Raw genomic sequence first — 16,041 nt, 5'->3', positions numbered from 1 at the left:
CCTCGCACCAGGCGGCCCGGCTGATGCCGGTGGCCCATCAGTTGCAGACGGAGATCGGGAAGCTGCTAGGGACGCTCGCGATCTCTATCAGCATCTGAAAAATCACTCCTTGTGATCTCTCGTGTACTTTCAGCAAACTTCCAGGGGTGTCAGGCGGATGATTCCTGGCCAGTCGACGAACACGGCGGGGTAGGCGATGCACGAGTCGGTACAGGCAGAGGTCATGATGAGCTTCCTCGTCTCGGAAGAACTCTCCTTCCGCATTCCGGTGGAGCTGCGTTACGAGACCTGTGATCCCTACGCCGTGCGGCTGACCTTTCACCTGCCCGGAGATGCCCCGGTGACCTGGGCGTTCGGGCGGGAGCTGCTCATCGACGGAGTCGGGCGGCCGTGCGGGGACGGGGACGTCCACATCGCGCCCGCCGATCCGGAGACGTTCGGCGAGGTCCTGATCCGCTTGCACGTGGGGAGCGACCAGGCGATGTTCCGAGTCGGCGCGGCGCCGCTGGTGGCCTTCCTGGACCGCACGGACAAGCTCGTGCCGCTGGGGCAGGAGCGTTCCCTCGCCGACTTCGACGCACTGCTCGACGAGGCTCTGGACCGCATCCTGGCGGAGGAGCAGAGCGCGGGCTGAACGTTACGGCGCCGGGGTGCCGTAACGCTTCAGCGCTTGCGTCGGCGCCCCCTTCCACCACGAGCCGGAGCGGGCACGGACGCCGCTTCGGCGCTGTTCGGACGGTCGGCGGCGACGACCAGGGCGGCCAGCGCGGTAGTCACCGGCACCGATGCCACCAGGCCGATCGAGCCGACGAGCGTGCGCACGATCTCCTCCGCGACGAGCTCACTGTTGGCGACCGTTCCGACACTGCTCTGCGCGATCGAGAAGAGCAGCAGGAGCGGCAGCGCGGCACCGGCATAGGCGAGAACGAGGGTGTTGACCACCGACGCGATGTGGTCGCGGCCGATCCGGATGCCCGCGCGGTACAGGTTCCGCCAGCCCATCGTCGGATTGGCCTCGTGCAGCTCCCACACCGCCGACGTCTGGGTGACCGTCACGTCGTCGAGCACGCCGAGCGAGCCGATGATGACGCCCGCGAGCAACAGGCCACTCATGTCGATCGTGGGATACAGCCCATGGATCAGACCGGTGTTGTCGTCCGTGTTGCCGGTCAGGTAGGCCGAGCCGATGAAACCCGAACCCAGCAGCCCGATCAGCAGCAGCGAGATCAGGGTGCCGATCACCGCCACGGAGGTCCGGGCCGAGAGCCCATGGCACATGTAGAGAGCGATGAGCATGATGGCGCTCGCCCCGACCACCGCCACCACCAGCGGGTTCGAGCCCTGCAGGATGGCCGGCAGGATGAAGAGGGTCAGCACCAGGAAGCTGATGGCCAGTGCCACCAGGGCCATGAGGCCGCGCATCCGGCCCACGACCACCACGGCGAGTGCGAAGATCCCGGCGAGCAGCACCATCGGGAACTTCCGGTTCACATCGGTCACCGAGTACTGCAGGTCCTTGGGCGCGGCGGGTTCGTAGGCGACCACGACCTCCTGGCCCTGCTCCAACTGCCGTGACTGGTCGGGCTGAACGATCTCGGTGAAGGTACGCCCCTTGTCGTCACCGGTGTCGACCCGGACCGTGGCCTTCTTGCAGGTGCCGTTCGCCTGCTGCTGGGCCGACGAGCCCTCGGCGGTGGACGTGTCGCCGGTCGGGGTCCCGCCCGAGGCGTTCACCGAAGAACAGCTGACCTCTTCGACCTTGGTGACGGTGGCCTGCTGTGTCTGTCGGTCGAAGCCCACCCCGGTGCGTTCGTGCGCGGGGGCGCCGCCGGGCCAGAGCACGACGAGACCCACGACGACCGCGGTCGCGAAGGGGATCAGCACCGCCGCGATGACCTTGCGCAGGTGCTGCGACACGGGCGCGGCAGGGCCGTGGCTATGGCTGTGCGAATGGCCGTGGCCGCCGCCGGAGGACGGGCCTTGGCCGTGCCCGCCACCGGAGCCGTGGCCGCCTCCGGAGCCCTGGCCGCCTCCGGAGCCGTGGCCGCCTCCGGAGCCGTATCCATGGCCACCGTCGGAGCCATGCCCATGGCCGTTTCCAGGGCCATGGCCGTGGGGCGGCTCGGGGGCGGAGGCGGGGGCTGCTGCGTCGTGGTCACCGACCGATCATCGCAAGAACGAGCGATGCCCACTGTTCACCGCGCCACATCTGCCGCTAGCGTGGAGGCACCTTTGCACACGCGGGAGCTCGGAGCACCGGGCTGAGAGGGCGCTGACCTCCGCAGACGCGATGTTTCACGTGGAACATCGTCGGGCGGAAATTGCTGCGTCGACCGCTGAACCTGTTACCGGGTAATGCCGGCGTAGGGAGTAGGTCTCATGACCATCGAGGACACACGCACGCCTGCCTCCAGCCAGACGGACGGGGCATCCGCCGCGCCCCAGGGCGAGAACAGCCAGAGTGAACAGCCCCTGGAGGCCGGGAAGTCCATCGGCTGGCACAAGGCGTACATCGAGGGCTCACGCCCCGATCTGCGCGTGCCGGTCCGCCAGGTGCATCTCACCAACGGACAGTCCGTCACCCTGTACGACACCTCCGGTCCGTATACCGATCCGACCGTGGAGACCGACGTCAGGCGGGGGCTGCTCCCCCTGCGCGAGAACTGGATCATCGCCAGGGGAGACACGGAGGAGTACGCGGGCCGTCCCGTCCGCCCCGAGGACGACGGGATCAAGCACACCTCGCCGCGTGGCGGGCTGCGCAACCTCGACGCGGTGTTCCCGGGGCGGCCGCGCCAGCCACGCCGGAGCCGCGACGGCCAGGCCGTGACCCAACTCGCGTACGCACGACGCGGGGAGATCACACCCGAGATGGAGTACGTGGCCGTTCGGGAGAACGTCTCGCCGGAGGTCGTCCGCGAGGAGATCGCCGCCGGCCGGGCCGTACTGCCCGCGAACGTCAATCACCCCGAGATCGAGCCGATGATCATCGGGAAGCGGTTCCTGGTGAAGGTCAACGCCAACATCGGCAACTCCGCGGTCACCTCCTCCATCGAGGAGGAGGTCGAGAAGATGACCTGGGCGACCCGCTGGGGTGCCGACACGGTCATGGACCTGTCCACCGGCCGGAACATCCACACCACCCGCGAGTGGGTGCTGCGCAACTCCCCCGTCCCCATCGGCACGGTGCCGCTGTACCAGGCGCTGGAGAAGGTCGACGGCAAGGCCGAGGAGCTCACCTGGGAGATCTACAAGGACACCGTCATCGAGCAGGCCGAACAGGGCGTGGACTACATGACGGTCCACGCGGGTGTGCGCCTCGCGTATGTGCCGCTCACCGCGAACCGCAAGACCGGCATCGTCTCGCGCGGCGGCTCGATCATGGCGGCCTGGTGCCTCGCCCACCACAAGGAGTCGTTCCTCTACGAGAACTTCGAGGAACTGTGCGAGATCCTCGCCGCCTATGACGTCACCTACTCCCTCGGTGACGGCCTGCGGCCCGGCTCCATCGCCGACGCCAACGACGAGGCCCAGTTCGCGGAGTTGCGCACGCTCGGGGAACTCAACCGGATCGCGAAGCGTTTTCACGTACAGACCATGATCGAGGGCCCGGGACACGTCCCGATGCACAAGATCAAGGAGAACATCGACCTGCAGCAGGAGATCTGCGATGAGGCTCCGTTCTATACGCTCGGCCCGCTGACGACGGACGTCGCACCGGCGTACGACCACATCACCTCGGGCATAGGTGCCGCGATGATCGCGTGGTGGGGCACGGCGATGCTCTGCTACGTCACGCCCAAGGAGCACTTGGGACTGCCCAATCGCGACGACGTGAAGACCGGCGTCATCACCTACAAGATCGCGGCCCACGCGGCGGACCTCGCCAAGGGGCACCCGGGCGCACAGGAGTGGGACGACGCGTTGTCGGACGCCCGCTTCGAGTTCCGCTGGGAGGACCAGTTCAACCTGGCCCTCGACCCCGACACGGCCCGCGAGTTCCACGACGAGACCCTCCCGGCGGAGCCGGCCAAGACGGCGCACTTCTGCTCCATGTGCGGTCCGAAGTTCTGCTCGATGAAGATCTCCCAGGACATCCGTCGTGAGCACGGTGGTTCCCGGGCCGAGATCGAGGCGGGTATGGCCCAGAAGTCCAAGGAGTTCGCCGAGGCGGGGAACCGGGTCTATCTGCCGATGGCGGACTGAGGGGCGATACGAGGGGATCGAGGCACGGTGGCGGGAGCGTTCACGTCCGGTCGAGGGGCGGGGGTTCGTTCGTGGCTCCCGCTGTCCGGGCGCGGAGCCACGAGCCTTCGCGTGGACCGCGTGCCCCGGGCGACGAGCGGTGCTCTTCCGGCCGTTGCCGGGAGAGCCCGCTGCCGCGGGGTGGGCGGTGGACGGGGGCCGGTTGTCAGTCCGGCTGGTGCTCCGGGCCGCCGAAGTCCGGGCTGGAGAAGTCCGGACTGCTGTAGCTGGGCCGGGAGCCGGAGCTGCCGCTGTCCGGGCTGCTGAAGCTCGGACGGTTGTAGCCGAGGTGCGGCATACGGCTGGGTGGGGCCGGACGGTCCGGCTCCGGCAGCAGCGCTGGACCCGGGTTCGCGAGGGCGTCGCGGAGGAACGGCAGGATGCCGCGCTCCAGGAGGGCCTCGCGCCAGGCTTCCCTGGCCCGGGTCAGCTCCTCGTTCAGCTCGCTGCGCGCTCCGTCGTCGAGGAGCGCGGTGGCGTTGTTGCGCAGGGCGGTGAGCAGGAGGCCGACCGCGGCCACCAGGATCGCCGCCGCGGTGACCGCACCGAAGACCCAGCCCGTGGTGAGGAGGGTGTCGGCGATCGCCCGCTCGGGGTCGAGCGCCTTCATGACGTACCCCACGAGCAGGAAGAGCACCGCCGCGGTTCCGGCGAGCACCGGAGCGAGTACCGCGGCGACGGCACCGGCGCCCGCCCCCACCGCCTCCGTGACCTCGCCCACGGTGGCGGCGAGGCTCACCGTGGAGCCGTCCGGCTCGCTGGAGCCGGACGCCGTCCCCTCGGAGGCGGGCGTGGTGGCCGACGGAGGGCTGCGGAACTCGTCGCGGACCTTGACGTAGTACTGGTATTCGGTCGCCGCGGCGGCCGTGATGATCGCCGAGGCGTTGAGGGCCATCGTGCGCAGCTGTTCGGTGTTGAGCCGCTGGAGACCGGCGGCGAATTCCGGGCGGTGTGGTGCGGAGCGCAGCGCCTCGCCGAGGATCCGCTCGTATTCCTGGCGGTCCTCACTGAGCAGGTGCTGCGGAACGCTGTTCATCTGCATCCCCCGATGCTCCGTAGGGCTTGTGGCTCGGCATGCTGACGAGCCGTCGGGCAGAAACGGAGGGGAGCCTGCTACGGATAAGCCGATGGTAGAGCGGTGACGGCAGGCGGTGACAGGGGGTTTGAAGAAATTGGCCCCTGGCCAGCGAAGTCTTCCGACGGTGAACGCCTGCCCGTTGACGACTCAGGTAGGCAGGGGAAGTTCCTGGACCAGCAGCTTTCCGGCCATGGTCACCCCGCCGTCCATGGCGACGGCCAGACCGTCCGCATAGGTGTACGGTCCGTCGACCGAGGGGCCGGTGCCGTCCTCGCCGTCCTCCGAGCCGACCTCTCCCAGGAGGTAGGGAATCGGGCTGTGACCATGGACGATGCGGGTGCCGCCATACGTTTCGAGCAGCGAGCGCACGGCGTCGGCGCCGCCCTCGTCCCGGAAGGCGAAGCGCCGGGTGAACTTGCGGAAGAGGTCCCAGACCTCGTCCGCGTCGTTGCGCGTGATCGTCTCGCGGATGGTGTCGTTGACCGCCTCGATGGAGTCGCCGTAGTCGCGGTAGGCGGTGGTGTCGGAGTGCACCAGGAGGTGGCCGTCGACCTCCTCCATGGCGTCCAGACGGGCCATCCACTGGAGGTGATGGTCCTGCAGGCGGTCCATGTCGGTCTTCTGGCCGCCGTTGAGGAGCCAGGCGGCCTGGAAGGTGGCCGTGCCCGCGCCGGAGTTGACGGGGGTGTCGCCGAACCGCTTGGCGCCCAGCAGCAGCAGCTCGTGGTTGCCCATGAGTGCCTTGCAGTAGCCGCCGGCCGCGGCGGCCTCGGCGGACAGACGCATCACGAGGTCGATGACGCCGATGCCGTCCGGGCCCCGATCGGTGAAGTCGCCCAGGAACCAGAGGCGGGCGGTGCCCGCCGACCAGTTGCCCGCGGCGTCGACGAGGCCCTTCTCGCGGAGCGCGGCGAGGAGCTCGTCCAGGTAGCCGTGGACGTCCCCGACGACGAAGAGCGGGCTCGGCCGGGCGGAGGACGGCTCGGCCGCCGCGGCCTCCGGGTCGATCACGACCTGGAGGGTGTCGCCCCGGTTGATCACCGGAAGGTCTCGCTGGGTCGGGGTGTATCCCTCGGGGTAACCCTCGGGATCCTCGGCTGGCCCGGTGGCTTCGCCGGGGTCCGCGGAGTGTCCGTACGGACCGGCCTCGTGGACGTACGCGGGCACGCGGAAATCGCGCACCGTCGGCGTCCGCACCTCGGGTCCCTGACCGGCCCCCTGCGTCATCGACCCCTCCACCACCATCGCCCGCATCTGCACCGCATCGGACTGCCTGGTCGCGACGGTCCGCGGTGTGTGCGCCCATCATAGGAATGCGGATCGCGCCGTGTGATGACCCAGGGGTGGTGAAATGGCGCAGGGCCACAGTTCACCGCGGTTTTCTCCCGAATTGGGCGGGGCTCTCCCCGCCCAATTCCCGTCCGGATCCTCAAGTGGGACGTCAACCCGCTTCAGGTGATCGTGGCGGGCTGACCGTCGTGCGCGGTGGACGCCGCTCGGACGAGGTCCGCACGATCAGTTCCGTCGGTATCACCTGCTCGACCGGTTGGTCCGATTCGACTCCCTCGATCGCGTCGATGAGGAGCTGGACCACGGCCGTGCCGATCCGACGCGGCTTCAGCGAGAGCGTGGTGATCGGAGGCTCGGTGGACGCGTACACGGCGGACTCGCTGCAGCAGACGAGCAGCAGGTCGTCGGGGACGCGCAGGCCGTAACGCCGGGCCGCGGCGAGCAGATCGGTGCCGTTCGGGTCGAAGAGGCCGTAGACCGCGTCCGGGCGGTCCGGGCGGGCCAGCAGCCGGTCGGCCGCGACGGCCCCGGCGCACGGATCGTGCGCCGGATAGGACTCGTAGACGGGATCCTGGCCCACGCGCTCGCACCAGCGCAGGTACGCGGTGGTGGAGAGATGGGTGTACGTGTCCGTCGAGGTGCCGGTGAGAAGTCCGATCCGGCGGGCGCCCGCGTCGGCCAAGTGGTCGAGGATGCCGAGGACGGCGGCCTCGTGGTCGTTGTCGACCCAAGCGGTGACCGGCAGCGAGCCGGCCGGCCGGCCGTCGGAGACCACCGGTAATCCCTGGCGGACCAGTTCGCTGACGACCGGGTCGTGGTCGGAGGGGTCGATGACCACGGTGCCGTCCAGGGCGACATTCGACCACACGTCGTGCCGCGAGGTCGCGGGGAGGATCACCAGGGCGTAGCCCCGGGCCAGCGCGGCCGAGGTGGCTGCCCGTGCCATTTCCGCGAAGTACGCGAACTCGGTGAAGGTGAAAGGTTCATCCCCGTATGTGGTCACGGTCAGGCCGATGAGGCCCGACTTGCCGGTTCTGAGAGTTCGGGCGGCCGCCGAGGGGCGGTAGCCAAGTCGGTCGGCGACCTCGCGTACATGGCGTCGGGTGGCGTCCGGGAGCCGGCCCTTGCCGTTGAGGGCGTCGGAAACGGTCGTGATGGAGACTCCGGCGGCGGCGGCCACGTCCCGGATGCCCGCCCGGCCAGACCGGCTGCCTCGGCGGGGAGTTTCCGCGCGGCTCACCTGGTGCTTCCCTGCTGCTGTCATGGCGAGCCGATAGTAGGGCTCATGCGGTGGGGTAGTGCGGACGCATATGCACTCGTTGACAGGCACGTTTCTGCAAGGTCAGAAAGGGGCAATTCCCTTGCATTGCAAGGGAGTTGAGGGCTCATATGTCAGGACGTGACGTGTCGACGCGCATGGGCCTGCCAAGTAGCTGATGTTTCGAAGAGGTCTCAACTCACCTGGACGGGTGATGCGCGCTACGGCGTGAGCCACCGGCGCGCGCTTCCACGAGCGACGCGCCCCCTGATTCGTACACCTTCGTGCGCTGATGCCCCTGGGGCCGGTGTGACAGCGGAGGCGTGGACACGGTGTGGATGCCGGTACGGACGCGGTTGTCCACAGGCCATTCGCAGGGGCGCCGAATCCTCATAAGGTGAGAAGCATTGAGTCGACGAGGAGGACTGCGGTGAGCGAGACAAGCCCCAAGCTGCGAGCCGAGCTGGAGGGGATTCCCACCTACAAGCCCGGCAAGCCGGCCGCGGCGGGCGGCCCGGTGGCGTACAAGCTGTCCTCCAACGAGAACCCGTATCCACCGCTGCCCGGCGTGCTGGAGAGCGTGACGGGGTCGGCCGCGTCCTTCAACCGGTACCCGGACATGGCGTGCACAGGGCTCATGAGTGAGCTCGCGAACCGCTTCGGGGTGCCGGTCACGGATCTCGCCACGGGCACCGGCTCGGTCGGTGTGGCCCAGCAGCTGGTGCAGGCGACCTCGGGGCCGGGTGACGAGGTGATCTACGCCTGGCGGTCGTTCGAGGCGTATCCGATCATCGCCCAGATCAGCGGGGCCACGTCCGTGCAGGTGCCCCTGACGCCGGGCGATGTGCACGACCTGGACGCGATGGCGGACGCGATCACCGACCGGACCCGGCTGATTTTCGTCTGCAACCCGAACAATCCGACGGGCACGGCGGTCCGCCGTGCCGAGCTGGAGCGGTTCCTCGACCGGGTGCCCGGTGATGTGCTGGTGGTGCTGGACGAGGCGTACCGCGAGTTCGTGCGGGATGTCGAAGTGCCGGACGGCGTCGAGTTCTACCGTGAGCGGCCGAACGTCTGTGTGCTGCGTACCTTCTCGAAGGCGTACGGGCTCGCGGGGCTCCGGGTGGGATTCGCGATCGCTCACGAGCCGGTGGCGGCCGCGCTGCGGAAGACGGCCGTGCCGTTCGGTGTGAGTCAACTCGCACAGGACGCCGCGGTCGCCTCACTGCGCGCCGAGGACGAGCTGCTCGGCCGCGTCGGTTCGCTGGTCTGCGAGCGGAACCGGGTCGTCGAGGCGCTGCGCGGCCAGGGGTGGACGGTGCCGGAGACACAGGCGAACTTCGTGTGGCTGCGGCTGGGGGAGCGCACCGTCGAGTTCGCCGGTGCGTGCGAGCAGGCCGGCGTCGTCGTGCGGCCGTTCCCGGGCGAGGGCGTGCGCGTGACGATCGGCGAGACCGAGGCCAACGACATCTTTCTCAAGGTGACGGAAGAGTTCCGCAAGGAGCTCTAGATCCGCTCGACATCTTCGATGCTCTTCCGTGGCGAGGGGCCGGGTCTTCCCGGCCCCTCGTTCTGTACGGGCTGACGTGCCTGATCGCGCCATAGCTCGGTCGGTCCAGGCTTAGGGACCCCCCCGCCCGTCGATGCCCGAACGAGTATGCGTCATAATTGCTTGTGAATGTGAACGCGTTCACAAGCGCGTCCTGGTTGTCCTGAGATGCGCGTGTCATCGGGACAGGCTGCCGCAGTGCCACGGCATGTAAGGAGAAGACGTGGACCTCGCTCTGGCGCCGGAGACTCTGGCGCGATGGCAGTTCGGCATCACGACCGTCTACCACTTCCTCTTCGTTCCCCTGACGATCTCGCTCGCCGCGCTGACCGCGGGCCTGCAGACCGCCTGGGTGCGCTCAGGGAAGGAGAAGTACCTCCAGGCCACCAAGTTCTGGGGCAAGCTCTTCCTGATCAACATCGCGATGGGTGTCGTCACCGGCATCGTCCAGGAGTTCCAGTTCGGCATGAACTGGTCCGACTACTCCCGCTTCGTCGGTGATGTCTTCGGGGCTCCGCTCGCCTTCGAGGCGCTGATCGCCTTCTTCTTCGAGTCCACCTTCATCGGCCTGTGGATCTTCGGCTGGGACAAGCTCCCGCAGAAGATCCATCTGGCGTGCATCTGGATGGTCTCCATAGGCACGATCCTGTCGGCGTACTTCATCCTCGCGGCCAACTCCTGGATGCAGCACCCGGTCGGCTATCGGATCAACGAGGCGAAGGGCCGGGCCGAGCTCACCGACTTCTGGCTCGTCCTGACCCAGAACACCGCGCTGACCCAGGTCTTCCACACCCTCGCGGCGGCCTTCCTCGCCGGCGGAGCCTTCATGGTCGGCATCGCCGCCTTCCATCTGGCCCGCAAGAAGCACATCCCGATGATGAAGACCTCGCTGCGCCTTGGTCTGGTCACCGTGGTGATCGCCGGCATGCTCACCGCGATCAGCGGCGACCTCCTCGGCAAGGTCATGTTCAAGCAGCAGCCGATGAAGATGGCGGCCGCCGAGGCCCTGTGGGACGGCGAGGCGCCCGCGCCGTTCTCCGTCTTCGCCTACGGAGACGTCGACGAGGGCCACAACAAGGTGGCCATCGAGATCCCCGGCCTGCTGTCCTTCCTCGCCAACGACGACTTCGACTCGTACGTCCCCGGCATCAACGACGTCAACAAGTCCGAGCAGGAGAAGTTCGGGCCCGGTGACTATCGGCCCAACATCCCCGTCGCCTACTGGGGCTTCCGCTGGATGATCGGCTTCGGCATGGCGTCCGTCGCGATCGGCGCGGTCGGCCTCTGGCTCACCCGGCGCAAGTTCCTGCTGCCGCAGCATCTGCGGGTCGGCGACGACGAGGTGCCGCATCTCGTACTGCTGCCGAAGAAGGCCCTCGGTCCGACGCTCACCAAGTGGTACTGGCGCATCGCGGTCCTCACCCTGGGCTTCCCGCTGATCGCCAGCTCCTGGGGCTGGATCTTCACCGAGATGGGCCGTCAGCCCTGGGTCGTCTACGGCGTGCTGCGCACCGAGGACGCGGTCTCCCCCGGTGTCTCCCAGGGTGAGGTCATCACCTCGATGATCGTCTTCACCGCGCTGTACGCGATCCTCGCCGTGGTCGAGGTCAAGCTGCTCGTCAAGTACGTCAAGGCGGGACCGCCCGAGCTGACGGAGGCCGACCTCAACCCGCCCACGAAGATCGGCGGCGACTCCCGTGACGCCGACAAGCCGATGGCCTTCTCGTACTAGGCCGCACCGGGCCAAGGGAGCACAGTCATGGAACTTCACGACGTCTGGTTCGTCCTCATCGCCGTCCTGTGGATCGGCTACTTCTTCCTCGAGGGCTTCGACTTCGGGGTCGGTGTCCTCACCAAACTGCTGGCCCGGAACCGTCCGGAGAAGCGGGTCCTCATCAACACCATCGGGCCCGTCTGGGACGGCAACGAGGTCTGGCTGCTCTCGGCGGGCGGCGCTACCTTCGCCGCCTTCCCCGAGTGGTACGCCACCCTCTTCTCCGGCTTCTATCTGCCGCTGCTGCTCATCCTGGTCTGCCTGATCGTCCGCGGTGTGGCGTTCGAGTACCGGGTGAAGCGGCCGGAGGAGAAGTGGCAGCGCAACTGGGAGACAGCGATCTTCTGGACCTCGCTGCTCCCCGCCTTCCTGTGGGGTGTGGCCTTCGCCAACATCGTGCGCGGGGTGAAGATCGACCGTGACTTCGAGTACGTGGGCGGCCTCACCGATCTGCTCAACCCGTACGCCCTGCTGGGCGGACTGGTCACGCTGACCCTGTTCACCTTCCACGGAACGGTGTTCGTCGGCCTCAAGACCGTCGGGGACATCCGTGAGCGGGCGCGCACGCTGGCACTGCGGGTGGGTGCCGTGACGGCCGGAGTGGCGCTGCTCTTCATGCTCTGGACTCAGATCGAGAAGGGCGACGGCGCTTCACTGGTCGCTGCGGTCGTGGCCGTGACCGCACTGGTGGTGGCGCTGGCGGCGGTTCGGGCGGGGCGCGAGGGCTGGGCGTTCGCCCTGTCGGGGGTCACCATCGTGGCCGCCGTCGCGATGCTCTTCCTGACGCTCTTCCCGAACGTCATGCCCTCCTCGCTGAACGAGGACTGGAGCCTCACCGTCACCAACGCCTCGTCCAGCCCTTACACCCTGAAGATCATGACCTGGTGCGCGGCCATCGCCACACCGGTGGTCATGCTCTATCAGGGGTGGACCTACTGGGTGTTCCGCAAGCGGATCGGTACGCAGCACATTGCCGAGTCGGTGCACTGAGTCTCGGTGAGGGGTGTGTTGGGCGATGTTTCACGTGAAACACACCCCTCCAGGCCGAAGAGGCATGTTTCACGTGAAACATGCCTGCTGAGAAGAGGGTGTTTCACGTGAAACCGATCGACCCACGACTGCTGCGGTACGCGCATGCCACTCGCTTCTTCCTGGTGGTCGTCGTCGGACTGGGTGTTGCGGGAGCCGCGCTCGTCATCGCGCAGGCCATGCTCGTCGCCGAGGTGGTGGTCGGGGCCTTCCAGCACGGGATGCCGGTCTCCGCACTCCGCACTCCCCTGCTGCTCCTGGTCGCGGTCGCGCTCGGCCGGGCCCTGGTCTCCTGGCTGACCGAACTGGCCGCTCACCGTGCGAGTGCGGCGGTGAAGTCGGAGCTGCGGGGGCGGCTGCTGCAACGGGCGACCGCACTGGGGCCCGGCTGGCTGAGCGGACAGCGCACCGGCTCGCTGGTCGCCCTCGCCACCCGTGGGGTCGACGCGCTTGACGACTACTTCTCGCGCTATCTGCCGCAGTTGGGCCTCGCGGTCGTCGTGCCCGTCGCGGTCCTCGCGCGGATCGTCACCGAGGACTGGGTGTCGGCGGCGATCATCGTCGGGACCTTGCCGCTGATCCCCGTCTTCATGGTGCTCATCGGCTGGGCCACCCGCTCGCAGATGGACCGTCAGTGGCGGCTGCTGTCACAGCTGTCAGGGCACTTCCTGGATGTCGTGGCCGGGCTGCCGACGCTGAAGGTGTTCGGCCGGGCCAAGGCCCAGGCCGAGTCGATCAAGCGGATCACCGGTGAGTACCGTCAGGCCACCATGCGGACGCTGCGGATCGCCTTCCTGTCGTCCTTCGCGCTGGAACTGCTCGCGACGATCTCGGTGGCCCTGGTCGCGGTCACCATCGGCATGCGGCTCGTGCACGGCGAGATGGACCTGTACATCGGTCTGGTCATCCTCGTCCTGGCTCCCGAGGCGTATCTGCCCGTCCGGCAGGTGGGCGCCCAGTTCCATGCGGCCTCCGAGGGGCTCGCGGCCGCCGAGGAGATCTTCGAGATCCTGGAGACCCCGGTGCCGGCGTCCGGGACCGGGACAGTGCCGCCCGTGAGTGAACTCCGCTTCGACGGAGTGACCGTCCGCTACCCCGGCCGGTCGTACGACGCCGTCTCCGACGTCTCGTTCACCGTGGCCCCCGGTGAGACGGTGGCCCTCGTCGGACCGAGTGGCGTGGGCAAGTCGACCCTGCTGAGCGTCCTGTTGGGGTTCACGGCAGCCACCTCCGGCGGGGTGAGGGTCGGGGGAGCCGACCTCGCCTCGCTCGACCTGGACGCGTGGAGATCGCAGGTGGCCTGGGTGCCGCAGCGGCCGCATCTGTACGCCGGGTCGATCGCGGAGAACGTACGGCTGGCCCGTGCGGACGCGGACGAGGCGGCGATAAGGCGGGCGCTCGCCGACGCGGGAGCGCTCGATTTCGTGGACGCCCTGCCCGCCGGGGCCGACACGGTCCTCGGTGAGGACGGCGTCGGACTCTCCGCCGGACAGCGACAACGCCTCGCTCTCGCCCGGGCGTTCCTCGCCGACCGCCCCGTGCTGCTTCTCGACGAGCCGACGGCCTCGTTGGACGGGGAGACCGAGGCGGAGATCGTGGAGGCGGTACGGCGGCTGGCCGTGGGCCGGACCGTGCTGTTGGTGGTTCACCGTCCAGCCCTGCTGGGGGTGGCGGACCGGGTGGTGCGGCTGGAGGAAGCCACCGGGCGCGGGGCGGCACCGGCCGCCGAGCGGGACCGGGTGCTCGCCGCCTCCCCTCGGTCGGAACATCAGGAGGCACCGGAGCCGACGCCCGGGGAAGACCTGCCGCTGGAGTGGCGCGGAGGCGTGCTGAGCCGGGTCCGTCGGATGGCCGGACCGCGACGGGGCCGGCTCACCCTCGCGCTGCTGCTCGGCAGCCTCGCGCTGGGCAGCGCGGTCGGGCTGATGGCGACCTCCGGATGGCTGATCTCGCGGGCCTCGCAGCAACCCCCGGTGCTGTATCTGATGGTCGCGGTGACGGCGACGAGGGCGTTCGGGATCGGGCGAGCCGTGTTCCGGTACACCGAGCGGCTGGTGTCGCATGACGCCGTGCTGCGGATGCTGGCTGACACACGGGTGGCCGTCTACCGGCGGCTCGAACGACTGTCACCCGCAGGACTGCGCACGATCCGCCGGGGCGACCTGCTCTCACGGCTGGTCGCCGACGTCGACGCGCTGCAGGACTACTGGGTGCGCTGGCTGCTGCCCGCCGGGGCGGCGGTCACGGTCTCCGCCGCCTCCGTCGGGTTCACTGCCTGGCTGCTGCCCGAGGCGGGAGCCGCGCTGGCCGTCGGTCTGCTCGCGGCCGGTGCCGGGGTCCCCCTCGTGACCGGGGCTGTGGCGCGGCGGGCGGAGTACCGGCTGGCGCCGGCCCGCGGTGTACTGGCCACGCGCGTGGCCGATCTGCTCACCGGCACCGCCGAGTTGGCGGTCGCGGGCGCCCTGCCCGCGCGTACGGCGGAGGCACGCCGGGCCGACCGGGCGCTCACCAGGATCGCCTCCCGGGCCGCCACGGCCACCGCGCTCGGCGACGGGCTCACCGCGCTCGTCTCCGGACTCACCGTCGCCGCCACCGCGCTCTTCGGCGCCCAGGCGGTCGTCGACGGACGGCTGAGCGGTGTGGCCATGGCCGTCGTCGTGCTCACCCCGCTGGCCGCGTTCGAGGCGGTGCTGGGAATGCCGCTGGCCGTCCAGTTCCGCCAGCGGGTGCGCAGGAGCGCGGAGCGCGTGTACGAGGTGCTGGACACCCCCGAACCCGTCCGCGAACCGGAGGAGTCGGCCGAGGCGCCGGTGTCGCCGTTCCCGCTGCGGCTCGAAGGGCTCGGCGCGCGGTACGCCGGGCAGGACCGGAACGCGCTCACCGCGCTGGACCTCACCCTCGAGGAGGGCCGCAGGATCGCCGTGGTCGGCGTCTCGGGGGCGGGCAAGACGACGCTCGCGCAGGTGCTGTTGCGGTTCCTGGACGCGCGCGAGGGGGCCTACACGCTGGGCGGCGTGGACGCGAGCACGCTCGACGGGGACGCCGTGCGGCGGCTCGTGGGGCTGTGCGCCCAGGACGCGCACCTCTTCGACAGTTCGGTGCGGGAGAACCTGCTGCTCGCCCGGAAGGACGCCGGTGAGGCGGAGTTGCGGGACGCGCTCGCGCGGGCACGGCTGCTCGACTGGGCGGACGAACTGCCGGACGGGCTCGACACCTTGATCGGCGAGCACGGGGCGCGGCTGTCGGGCGGCCAGCGTCAGCGACTCGCGCTCGCCCGCGCGCTGCTGGCCGATTTCCCGGTCCTCGTTCTCGACGAGCCGGCGGAGCACCTGGACCTGCCGACGGCCGACGCGCTCACCGCGGATCTGCTGGCCGCGACCGAGGGCCGTACGACCCTGCTGATCACCCATCGGCTGGCCGGCCTCGACGCGGTGGACGAAGTCGTCGTACTGACGGAGGGGCGCGTCGCGCAGCGCGGGACCTACGCGGAACTGGCCCTGGCGGAAGGCCCCTTGCGGGAGATGGTGGAACGGGAGGCGGCGGGGGAGCTGCTGGCCGCGGTCTGAGCGCCTCGCGGGTGCCCCTGGCCGCCGGTCCCTGCCGGCCGATCCTTGGCCACAGGGCCGGTGTCGCCGGTCGTGCCGCCGCCCCGCCGGGTCCTGATGACCTGCTGATCAGGCCCGCGTTCCGCACGGGACTGCCCCGGTTGCAAGGGGCCGCGCCGAACGCCCCGCTGTCCGGCCCCTGTTCGGCTCATTCGCTTGGCCCGTACGGGGCAGAGTGTCCCCCGGCCGTACGACTCGAACAGGACTGCGGCG

General features: G+C 69.3%; 9 protein-coding genes, 2 pseudogenes and 1 riboswitch. Of the genes and pseudogenes, 7 read left to right on the top strand and 4 right to left on the bottom strand.

The features are described from left to right. A pseudogene (locus E4N62_RS23860) lies at positions 1 to 98 on the top strand (transcriptional regulator); the annotation flags it as partial. A gap of 98 nt (positions 99 to 196) precedes the next feature. Continuing rightward, positions 197 to 634 carry an SsgA family sporulation/cell division regulator gene (locus tag E4N62_RS23855; RefSeq protein WP_230217497.1) on the top strand — a complete coding sequence of 146 codons (438 nt, stop codon included), beginning with the start codon at positions 197 to 199 and terminating at the stop codon, positions 632 to 634. Between the two features lie 29 nt (positions 635 to 663). On the opposite strand, the pseudogene E4N62_RS23850 reads toward E4N62_RS23855, so the two are convergent. Further along, positions 664 to 2,159 (bottom strand): annotated as a pseudogene (locus E4N62_RS23850) (YibE/F family protein). A 71-nt stretch (positions 2,160 to 2,230) separates the two neighbouring features. Continuing rightward, positions 2,231 to 2,387: riboswitch (TPP riboswitch) on the top strand. Here E4N62_RS23850 and thiC point away from each other — a divergent pair. After that, on the top strand, positions 2,380 to 4,206 hold the full coding sequence (gene thiC, locus E4N62_RS23845) for a phosphomethylpyrimidine synthase ThiC (protein WP_230217495.1): 1,827 nt from the start codon (positions 2,380 to 2,382) through the stop codon (positions 4,204 to 4,206). (Overlaps the previous riboswitch by 8 nt.) 205 nt (positions 4,207 to 4,411) lie before the next feature. Here the strand turns inward: thiC and E4N62_RS23840 are convergent, their stop codons facing one another. The 3 genes from E4N62_RS23840 to E4N62_RS23830 all read right to left on the bottom strand — a co-directional run bounded on the left by E4N62_RS23840 (position 4,412) and on the right by E4N62_RS23830 (position 7,877). Next, positions 4,412 to 5,287, bottom strand: a complete 876-nt coding sequence (locus E4N62_RS23840) for a hypothetical protein (protein ID WP_230217493.1) — start codon at positions 5,285 to 5,287, stop codon at positions 4,412 to 4,414. 183 nt (positions 5,288 to 5,470) lie between these two features. After that, the gene (locus tag E4N62_RS23835; RefSeq protein WP_184906425.1) at positions 5,471 to 6,550 is read right to left on the bottom strand and encodes a metallophosphoesterase; all 1,080 of its coding nucleotides are present in this window, start codon (positions 6,548 to 6,550) and stop codon (positions 5,471 to 5,473) included. A 214-nt stretch (positions 6,551 to 6,764) separates the two neighbouring features. Further along, positions 6,765 to 7,877 carry a LacI family DNA-binding transcriptional regulator gene (locus tag E4N62_RS23830; protein ID WP_184906427.1) on the bottom strand — a complete coding sequence of 371 codons (1,113 nt, stop codon included), beginning with the start codon at positions 7,875 to 7,877 and terminating at the stop codon, positions 6,765 to 6,767. Between the two features lie 424 nt (positions 7,878 to 8,301). Here E4N62_RS23830 and hisC point away from each other — a divergent pair, with 424 nt between their 5' ends. From hisC to cydD, 4 genes are all read left to right on the top strand, one after another. Then, positions 8,302 to 9,381 carry a histidinol-phosphate transaminase gene (hisC, locus tag E4N62_RS23825; RefSeq protein WP_184906429.1) on the top strand — a complete coding sequence of 360 codons (1,080 nt, stop codon included), beginning with the start codon at positions 8,302 to 8,304 and terminating at the stop codon, positions 9,379 to 9,381. A gap of 262 nt (positions 9,382 to 9,643) precedes the next feature. After that, the gene (locus E4N62_RS23820; RefSeq protein WP_215456877.1) at positions 9,644 to 11,152 is read left to right on the top strand and encodes a cytochrome ubiquinol oxidase subunit I; all 1,509 of its coding nucleotides are present in this window, start codon (positions 9,644 to 9,646) and stop codon (positions 11,150 to 11,152) included. Positions 11,153 to 11,179: 27 nt separating this feature from the next. Further along, entirely contained in the window at positions 11,180 to 12,184 is a 1,005-nt protein-coding gene (cydB, locus tag E4N62_RS23815) for a cytochrome d ubiquinol oxidase subunit II (RefSeq protein ID WP_230217491.1), read from the top strand. A 107-nt stretch (positions 12,185 to 12,291) separates the two neighbouring features. After that, complete coding sequence (gene cydD / locus E4N62_RS23810) at positions 12,292 to 15,789, top strand: thiol reductant ABC exporter subunit CydD (RefSeq protein ID WP_374117048.1); 3,498 nt, start codon at positions 12,292 to 12,294, stop codon at positions 15,787 to 15,789. Positions 15,790 to 16,041 lie beyond the last annotated feature (252 nt).

Origin of the sequence: Streptomyces sp. MNU76, assembly GCF_020982545.1 — a bacterium.
In the GTDB taxonomy this organism is placed as follows: Bacteria; Actinomycetota; Actinomycetes; order Streptomycetales; family Streptomycetaceae; genus Streptomyces.
This window is presented reverse-complemented; position numbering and strand designations above follow the sequence as displayed.